The sequence below is a fragment of the Belnapia mucosa genome (assembly GCF_016775475.1).
Classification (GTDB): Bacteria; Pseudomonadota; Alphaproteobacteria; order Acetobacterales; family Acetobacteraceae; genus Belnapia; species Belnapia mucosa.
Genome location: NZ_JAEUXJ010000049.1, coordinates 1 through 8,736 on the forward strand (window position 1 = coordinate 1; position 8,736 = coordinate 8,736).

7 protein-coding genes are annotated in these 8,736 nt (G+C 62.1%); 6 read left to right on the top strand and 1 reads right to left on the bottom strand.

Annotation, left to right across the window (positions count from 1 at the left end):
- The first annotated feature begins 597 nt into the window (after positions 1-597).
- Both JMJ55_RS29930 and JMJ55_RS29935 read left to right on the top strand, forming a co-directional pair.
- Complete coding sequence (locus JMJ55_RS29930) at positions 598-2,790, top strand: carboxypeptidase-like regulatory domain-containing protein (protein WP_202829263.1); 2,193 nt, start codon at positions 598-600, stop codon at positions 2,788-2,790.
- A 119-nt stretch (positions 2,791-2,909) separates the two neighbouring features.
- Positions 2,910-3,902 carry a Bug family tripartite tricarboxylate transporter substrate binding protein gene (locus JMJ55_RS29935; RefSeq protein WP_202829264.1) on the top strand — a complete coding sequence of 331 codons (993 nt, stop codon included), beginning with the start codon at positions 2,910-2,912 and terminating at the stop codon, positions 3,900-3,902.
- A 69-nt stretch (positions 3,903-3,971) separates the two neighbouring features.
- On the opposite strand, the gene JMJ55_RS29940 is transcribed toward JMJ55_RS29935, so the two are convergent.
- The gene (locus JMJ55_RS29940; protein ID WP_202829265.1) at positions 3,972-4,454 is read right to left on the bottom strand and encodes a hypothetical protein; all 483 of its coding nucleotides are present in this window, start codon (positions 4,452-4,454) and stop codon (positions 3,972-3,974) included.
- A gap of 722 nt (positions 4,455-5,176) precedes the next feature.
- Between JMJ55_RS29940 and JMJ55_RS29950 the strand changes: the two genes are divergently transcribed.
- From JMJ55_RS29950 to JMJ55_RS29965, 4 genes are all read left to right on the top strand, one after another.
- A complete protein-coding gene (locus JMJ55_RS29950) occupies positions 5,177-5,623 on the top strand; it encodes a site-specific integrase (RefSeq protein ID WP_202829267.1) in 447 nt (148 codons plus the stop codon).
- Positions 5,581-5,811 carry a tyrosine-type recombinase/integrase gene (locus JMJ55_RS29955; protein WP_202829268.1) on the top strand — a complete coding sequence of 77 codons (231 nt, stop codon included), beginning with the start codon at positions 5,581-5,583 and terminating at the stop codon, positions 5,809-5,811. The genes JMJ55_RS29950 and JMJ55_RS29955 overlap by 43 nt, the downstream gene beginning before the upstream one ends.
- Positions 5,812-6,416: 605 nt before the next feature.
- Positions 6,417-7,595, top strand: a complete 1,179-nt coding sequence (locus tag JMJ55_RS29960; RefSeq protein WP_202829269.1) for a replication protein RepA — start codon at positions 6,417-6,419, stop codon at positions 7,593-7,595.
- Positions 7,596-7,893: 298 nt separating this feature from the next.
- Positions 7,894-8,241: a hypothetical protein gene (locus JMJ55_RS29965; RefSeq protein ID WP_202829270.1), complete on the top strand. Its 348-nt coding sequence runs from the start codon at positions 7,894-7,896 to the stop codon at positions 8,239-8,241.
- The last annotated feature ends 495 nt before the right edge of the window (positions 8,242-8,736 follow it).

Consider the following 8,736-nt stretch of genomic DNA (forward strand, 5'->3'; position numbering starts at 1 on the left):
TCCACGGCGAGTGGAACTACACCATCTCACCCCACCAACAGTCACCATGAAGTGCTTATTTCGCTTCAATCCCTTAGTGGCTCGCCGAGGTCCCAGCCTCAAAGCGGCTACCGTCGTGAAGCCGCTAACGCCGGAGGGTGAGCGGGCGCTGTGCGCCGCATTTGGTTGTGTCACCCGCTCCGATTCCCCAAGACCCGGCGGCCTATGCGAGTGATTGGCGGCATTGCGCTGCGCGACCTCGCTCACGAACACGCTCGGCTGGTCCGCCAGACGGCAGTGGTCATCACAGCGAAAATCCGGCGGGGCGTCTCCATCTGACGTGAGAAGTTGCCGCAATAGGCGACCCACCGGGGCCAAGCTCTGGACATGCCACAGAATCGAGTTGGAGGGCGCTGGAGCTGCCTTCCTGCCCCAGCCACTACCTTGAGCCCGCGCTAACAGAGCGGCCTCTCCGGCCTGCTGAAGGGGCCGGCGCTTCAGCTTCGGTTGTTGATTCCATGCCTCCGACTACGCGGATGGCCTCGCAGGACGCTGTGAGCCTGCTACACTCCAGAAAGCAAGCCGCACCACTATGAAAGCGGTACGGGAGGGTGAGGCATGTTCAAGGTGAACCGCAGTCTACCTTTGTCGGTAGCCATGCTAGCTGCAGTGCTCACATCGGCCACAATCGCCGCCCGCGCGCAACCTGCGGCGCTGGCCGCCGTCGCAATGGGCGCTACCGATATCGGCGGTGTGGTCACAGGCCCGAACGGCCCCGAGGCCGGCGTTTGGGTGATCGCCGAAACCACCGGCTTGCCGACGAAATATGCCAAGATTGTCGTGACGGATGACCGCGGCCGCTACCTGATCCCTGACCTGCCTGGGGGGAGGTACCAGGTCTGGGTGCGCGGCTACGGCCTCGTCGACAGCCCGCGCGTAGACGGGACGCCGGGGCAGCCGCTGAATCTGAGCGCGACACCCGCGCCGACGCCCGCTGCCGCCGCGGAGTACTATCCCGGCATGTACTGGTATTCGATGTTGCGGATTCCGGCAGCCGACCAGTTCCCCGGCACCGGTGACGATCCGGGCGGCAACGGCATCCCGACCTTCATGCGCAGCCAATACGCGTGGGTCGACACCGTCAAGCAGTCCTGTCAGTCCTGCCATGCGCTGGGCAGCCAGAACATTCGTCATCCTCGGAGAGAACTCGGCGAGTTTGCGAACTCGACCGAGATGTGGATGCAACGCATCCAGTCTGGCCAAGCCGCGAGCAGCATGGCGGTCAGCATCATGCGCCTCGGCCCTGAGAGGGGCCTATCGCTCTACGCTGATTGGACCGACCGGATCGCCAGGGGCGAGCTGCCGGCCGACAGGCCTCGCCGGCCCGAGGGCTTGGAGCGGAACATGGTCGTCACGCTGTGGGACTGGGCCGAGCCTACCACCTACCTGCATGACGCGATCTCGACCGACAAGCGCAATCCGAGGCTGTTTCCGAACGGGCTGATCTACGGTTCGCCCGAAGAGTCGACCGACAATGTGCCAGTGCTCGACCCCAGCACGCACCGGGCGTGGACGATCAGGCATCCTGTTGCCAACCAAAACACGCCAAGCGCCGCGGATGAGCCACGCGGCGCCTCGCCGTTCTGGGGCGAGCAGGTGATCTGGGATGGCCGCACCAGCAACCACAACTTGATCCTGGACGACAAAGGTCTGGTCTGGTTCGCCGCCCGCATCCGTCCGGCGGAGGCGCAGCCAGCGTGGTGCAAAGCCGGAGGCGACCACCCTTCGGCCAAGGTTGTGCCACTGGCCGCATCCGGCCGGCAGCTCTCGGTTTACGATCCCGGGACGCAGAAATTCGAACTGATCGACACCTGCTTCCAAACGCACCATCTCTATTTCGGCTACGACGCCGACAATACGCTCTGGACGAGTTGGGGCGGTCCGACCGGCGGCGCAATCGGCTGGCTGAACACCAGGAGATACCTCGAGACGCACGATGCCAGGGCCTCACAGGGCTGGGCACCGATGATCATCGACATCCCGGGATGGGGTAGGCGGGGCGACTATACCGAGGCCGACCAGCCACTCGATCCGTCCAAGCAGAAGCGCATCATTGCAAGCCTCTACGGCGTGCAGCCGAGCCCGACCGACGGCTCGATTTGGGGTCAGTCGATGGATACCGGCTTCTCCCGGATTGATCAGCCGGGCTACCTGATCCGCTTCATCCCAGGGGACGATCCGACCAATACCGGTTTAACCGAGATTTTCCAGCCGCCACCCGGCAGCTTCAGCCCGCGCGGCATTGATGTGGACAGTAAGGGCGTGGTGTGGACCACGCTGGCGAGCGGCCACTTGGCGAGCTTCGATCGTTCCAAGTGTAGGGCGCCGCTGACCGGACCGAATGCGGCGACGGGCCGGCAGTGCGAGGAAGGCTGGACGCTCTTCCGCTTCCCCGGTCCCCAATTCGCCGGCGTCGACCCGAACGGCAGCGCCGACCACGCCTATTACGTCTGGGTCGACCGCTTCAACACGCTTGGCCTTGGCAACGACGTGCCAATTGCGTCAACCAACGGCAGTGAGTCGTTGACGGTCTTGGTGGACGGCACACTGCACCAGTTGCACGTGCCCTACCCCATGGGCTTCTTCACGAAGAACGTCGATGGCCGGATCGACGATCCAAGTGCCGGCTGGAGAGGCCGCGGAGTCTGGACAACAACGGGCACGCGCACCCCCTTTCACAGCGAGAACGGTGCGGGTGAGCGGCCCCGGGTGTTCCGGGTACAGATGCGTCCGGACCCGCTGGCGCGCTGAGCGGCGGGCTAGCCAACCAGTATGACGCGCTGAAGGCGCTCGAGGAGATCGACGTGGAGCGTGCAGAGACAGAAGAAGCCCGCGCTTCAACCCCGCTTTTGGTTAGGAAGGATCTCCCGATGCCGCAACAAATCCACTTCGGCCGCCGCGCCTTCCTGGCGGCGGGCGCAGCTGCATCCGTATCGGGTGCGCTCCGGCTCCAGCCCGCCATGGCGGCTTATCCGGAGCGCCCTGTTACCTTGCTGGTTTGCTTTCCACCAGGCGGTGCAACAGACGTGCTGGCACGCTTGCTGGGCCCGCCTCTGAGCGAGGCGCTGGGACGGCCCGTCATTATCGAAAATCGTGCGGGTGCCGGTGGCAACATCGGCATGGGTGCGGTCGCACGGGCGCAGGCAGACGGCTACACGCTGCTAGTTACCTCCAGCGTTTTCGTGGTCAACCCAAGCCTTTACCGCAGTGTTCCCTATGACCCCTTCCGGGACTTCCAGCCGATCTCGACACTCGGAGCATCGCCAAACGTGATCGCTGTGCTGCCGACCAGCGGCATTGACAACCTGCAGGACCTGATCGCGCAGGCTAAGGCCCATCCTGGCCGCTTCAACTATGCAAGCCCAGGCATTGGCACCACGCCGCATCTGGCCGGTGAACTCTTGAAGCTGCGCACCGGCATAGGCATGCAACATGTGCCATTCTCCGGCGCGGGGCCAGCAACGCAGGCTCTGCTCGCCGGGACAGTACATGTCATCAGCGCGGCTCAAGGCTCGATCGTGCCACAACTCAAATCGGGTGCATTCAGAGCATTGGCACAAACTGGCTCTGCCCGTGCACTTGATCTGCCAGATGCGCCGACATTACAGGAGCTGGGCATCCGTGATGCCAACTCGGAGACCTTCCTTGCGCTGTTCGCGCCCGCTGGTACAGCTTCGGTAATCGTGGACAAGCTTGCTGCTGAGGTAGTGTCCATACTGAAGCGGCCAGACACTCAGGAGCGTTACCGTCAAGCTGGCGCTCTGGCAGTCGCAGACGGGCCCGAGGGCCTCAGGGCGCGGGTTGCACGAGAGGTTCCGATGTGGCGCGAGGTCATCCGGGAAGCACGCATTGCTGTAGAGTAGATCTGCCGCATTCGTTGAGATACGCATTGCTTTAACCATTCCATCGCCTTGCGCAGCTCGATGCGGCTGCTACTCGAGATTAGTGTTCCCTTCGCCGCCCGCCGCTCCGATCCTTGTTGGCTCGTTCAGGCCGTCCAGAAGCCGCTCCATGGTTGCTGTAGGCGGCACGATCAGCGGGTCGGCTGCGAGCAGCTTGGCAGCCCCCAGGACCAGGAAGAGCGCCTCGCGTGAGAGCTGGGGCTGAGCAAGGGCATCCAGCCGCTGCGCCTGCCACAATGCCCAGAGCGCGAGCCCGCGGTCGCTGACCTGCGCGAAGCCGGCATGGAACTCGCACGGGAAGCTTGGCGTAGGCAGGCCGTTCACTCGCGCCAGCCTCCGCCCGAGCTCCACGGCGGCGCCGTCTAGGACGGTGCCCTCGACGCGCTCCACATCCCGCAGCGTGGCGATCAGCGCCGCGGCCGACAGAGCCCGGTCCGGGTGCTCGGCCAGGGTCTGGGCTACGAAGGCGCTGGTCGTAGCCAAGCCTTCGGAGGGGATTGTGCCCACGCTCATGCAAAGAACATAGAACGAACATTGCTCCATCGCCAGGGACAAGCTGGCACTGACCAATAGGGCCCTGTTGGAGCAACCGATTGACGCTCGAAGGTAAAAACCTCTAAATATAACAACCCTGGCGTGCGCGCTGATCGAGCCCCGCTAGCTCATCCCTCGTTCGCACCTGCCTGTCTCCGCCTCCTCTTCTGGCGCGCCGCGGGCAGGGCGCTCGCTTGCCGCGGCAGGACGCCATGGATCCGCTCGATCAGCTTGCAGAAACCCTAGAAGCCCGACAGCGCCCCGACGCCGGTGCTGACCTCACTCAGCGATGCCGAGGGGCACCTGATGCAGATGAAGGGCATGCGGAGGGCACGCGGCTGCCAAGGCAGGAGTGCCTCCTGCTCCGCCCCACCTTCAACGAGGCGCCGATTTCACCGCGGACCCGACCACGGCGACGGCGATCGTAGCCCGTCTGGAGTTGTATGCCCGCCACGCCCAGGGCGCACTGGCTCCCGAGACCGAGCGGGCCCTACGCAAAGCGGCGCTGGCCTTCACGAGCTGGGCCGTAGCCCAGGGGCCGGATGCCCTTCCCGCCGCCCCAGAGACGGTGGCAGCCTATGTGGATGCCCTGGCAGCGCAGGGAAAGAAGCCCGCCTCCATCCGGCAGGTTATCTGGGCCATCGCCACCCTGCACCGCGCGGCAGGGCTTCCCGACCCCCACCAAGGCGGAGCCGGTCCGCTTGGCGCTCAAACGCATGGCCCGGAGCCTCGGCACGCATCAGCATCAGGCCGCCCCGCTCGGCGGCGGCGAGGTTGCCCAAATCCTGGCCACGGCGGGGACTGACCTCGCCGCCATCCGCGATGTTGCGCTGCTGCTGACCATGCGCGACCTGCTAGCCCGCCGCAGCGAGGTCGTGGCACTTGATCTCGATGACCTACAGCGCCAAGAGGGTGGGGCCGGCACGGCTCTGATCCGGTGCAGCAAGACGGACCAGACGGGTGCCGGCGAGGTACGCTGGCTGTCGCCCGAGACCTGCACCTGGCTTCGGCGCTGGCTCAAAGCGGCCGGTATTGATGACGGCCCGGTCTCCCGGTCGTTCAGCAAGGCCGACGTGGTCGGCGCCGCGGCGCTGGAAGGGGCAAGGTGTCACGGATCCTCAAGCGCCTCGCCAAGCGGGCCGGGCTAAATCCAACAGCCATCTCCGGGCACTCGGCGCGAGTGGGCATGGCCCAAGATCTTGTGGCCGGCGGGGCCGATTTGGTAGCGGTCATGCAGGCGGGACGGTGGAAGTCGCCGACCATGCCGGCCCGCTATGCCGAGCGGTTGCTGGCCAATCGCGGCGCCGTGGCGGGGTACTACGGCCAGCGTAGCTGATTACCGTACAGCGACGGCGCAGAGCTGCACTTGTATTGTGCACAGTAACTGCCGCCGCTTGGCCTTCGATGCGCGACAGCCGACTTTCGCTCCGATCCGCTGTGCATGGTAACGCTCGCCGCCCCCATCCCGCATGCACGGTAATTGCTGGCCGCCTTGATCCGATGTGCATGGTAAATTTCATTACCATGCATGATTGACCGCGCGCCCTAACCGGGTTGTTGCAAGATGACTTGGATTGATTGTCGGCTCCAAGAGCGTGGGAAATCTCACAGTCGACCGTTTGGTCTAGCTACTGACTACTGCGCGCGGCGAGTCGTTGGCCTGCTCGCAGGCGAGCAGTTAGCCCAGGATCTGCTCACCGGAAAATGTTATCCACAAAGGAATCGTACTCTACTGACGCTGATTCGTACCTGACTGACGCTGAACTAACGTTAAGGCGGGTTATCCACCGTACCTCACTGACACATCCTAATAGTAATTCAACTAGCTTTCCTAGGACCGTCAGTAGAGTACGAACGGACAGTGGGGAAAACTCGGGGCCACTGACGCGTCAGTAAAGTACGAATTGAGCCGAAGCTGCCATGTGTGCAGGGTGCCTGGCGATGGGCGACTCCGCCGAAGCCAATGCGCCTCTTTCCTTAGGAGTAGAACAAGCTCTCGACGGAAGTTTGAGAAACGAGATTATAAGGCTTGGGTACCGGGAAGCCCTCAACCATGCCGCGTGTTCCGCTGACCGACGTTGCATTCAGGTGAGTCAAATGCTTCTTGCAGACGAAGAGGCTATACCAAACTTTACCCACTCAGTGTTCGCTATGACCGCCCTCCCACATAAACGCACCGACGAACCAGAGGTGGTTCGCGACGGCCCAAATATGCGGCTTCGTATCGAAAGCGGGAAAGCACCCGATGGACTCCCTGTTGGCGTGCCGTACGGACACGTCGCGCGCCTGATCCTTTTTTACCTTCAAACGGAAGCAGTCCGGACGCGCTCACGTGAGATCGACCTTGGGCGATCTCTCCACCGATGGCTGAAAAAGATGGGTTTAAATTGTGGCGGTAAGGGCTACGAGGCGGTCCGGGAGCAGCGTCGACGCCTCAGTGTATGTCGGCTAACTTTTTACCGCGACAGCGAAAAAAATTCGAAATTTTTGTCTAGCGAAGAAATTTCAAGCCATTCATATGGGGCTTCGAAACAAAACCGAGTGGCCTTAAAAGCTAAGATAGATGAAACTGCGTTAAAATCTGATAATTCAGAACAGGGTGACGAATTTTGGCGAAATGATTCAAGCGGAGACATTCGAGGAAGTGGAACCACTGAAAATGCCTTTTCGTGTTCGCAAAAGAAAAAACAGCTCGTAATAGTTCTAAATAGTAGCTTTGTTCGTGAAGCAATTTTGCCACTTGATGAGAATGCGGAAATCCAACCAGACTGTTGGCAAGATAAGATCCTGCTTGATGAGATGTTCTACAACAGCCTTATCAATCATTCGCTTCCAGTGCGCGAAACAGCGATCCGAGCACTTTCCGGAAACACAATTGCAACCGACCTTTACGTGTGGTTGGCCTATCGACTTCACTACTTAAAGAAACCGACACGGGTGCGGTGGTTTGCATTATACCGCCAGTTCGGCGCTGGTTTTGCGCTTCCGCGACAGTTTAAGTCCCATGCTCGTAACGCACTTGCCCTTGCACTTGCCGCATATCCAGAGGCGAAGGTGCAAGTGGACAACGAAGGCGTTACTCTTTTCCCCTCTCCCGCGCCTGTTCCAGACCGCTCCTGAACGCATTAACCGCTCACGCTTCATAAGTTAGTGCCGATAAACTGATCGATATTTTGGTTAAAAACAAAAGCTGGCACGCGAAAGTCTAACGCTATGCGACCGCTTGTGAAGGGTAGGGTGCGACAGAATAGTCAGATCTGATCGGGATCGCCGATCAGCGAGCACTGCCTTCGACAGTGAAGCTGAAGGCGAAAGCGCCACGGTGTCGGCAGACACGGGTCCCATGTTCGAGTGGCCGGGCGAGGTCTGCCTCTGGACGTGGTGTAGGAAGTCGCCCCGGCATCTGAGGAAACCTTGCATGACCAAGCCTATCGTCCGGACAATCCGGGCGTTCTCCGTCCATGTGCTGCCGGGCAAGCGGCGCAATCCCACGGCTATCGTGCGCATGAGGATCGGCCCGTTATTCGTATCTGTGGGCGTGGCGCTGCTGCGGAAGTCTGGAATAACGGCCCGCCTGCCGGAGGACGACGACGGGAAGCCGGCGATCGAGGTTCGTCCCGAGGTTTGGACGGCCATTCAAAAAGCGGCCTTCGAGGCCGTCACCCGCGATCCAACGGCAAGAGAGCATCTTTTCGGGCCCGAACTGTGCCACCTGGATCGCTCCGTGGAGAGGCAGCTCCATGAGGTGGGCGCATCCCCTCCATAGCTTGGCTGAGATGCCCCACCAACCGGGCGGAGCTGCTTTCTGTCCGTCCGACCTACGATGACGGACCAGGAAGCCCACCGCTGGCCTTCAGCGGTGCTGCTGGTCAGGTATCGGAACCGTCCCGCTTGACCTCCTGGATGACGCTGTGGGTCTGCGTTCGGACAGGTAGATCCGCCTTGGGCGACCGCTGGCCTGGGATGCATCTGCTGCGGTCTTCATGCCGCAGCGGAGGGTGGTTTGTGGGTTCTCAAGATCCCTCAAGGGGAACCGAGACCTGGATGCGCTTGGGCATGACACCTGCAGGCCCCTTCTGGTGCGCACCTAAATCCGAACCACGGTGCGAACCCTGGGGGTCCGAACCCCCAAAAGGAGGGGGTGCGTGCCCCCCTCTAAAGGGTGCGCAGCCCTGGGGGTGCGAACCCGCATGCAGTCGCAGATTGCCAGAAAACCGCCGTTCCTGGATGTCCGTCACCGCCCGAACCCCGGGGTGCGCAC

Coding starts and splice junctions, on each gene's coding strand:
- JMJ55_RS29930 (WP_202829263.1), top strand. CDS start 598: ATGTTCAAGGTGAACCGCAGTCTACCTTTGTCGGTAGCCATGCTAGCT.
- JMJ55_RS29935 (WP_202829264.1), top strand. CDS start 2,910: ATGCCGCAACAAATCCACTTCGGCCGCCGCGCCTTCCTGGCGGCGGGC.
- JMJ55_RS29940 (WP_202829265.1), bottom strand. CDS start 4,454: ATGAGCGTGGGCACAATCCCCTCCGAAGGCTTGGCTACGACCAGCGCC.
- JMJ55_RS29960 (WP_202829269.1), top strand. CDS start 6,417: ATGGGCGACTCCGCCGAAGCCAATGCGCCTCTTTCCTTAGGAGTAGAA.
- JMJ55_RS29965 (WP_202829270.1), top strand. CDS start 7,894: ATGACCAAGCCTATCGTCCGGACAATCCGGGCGTTCTCCGTCCATGTG.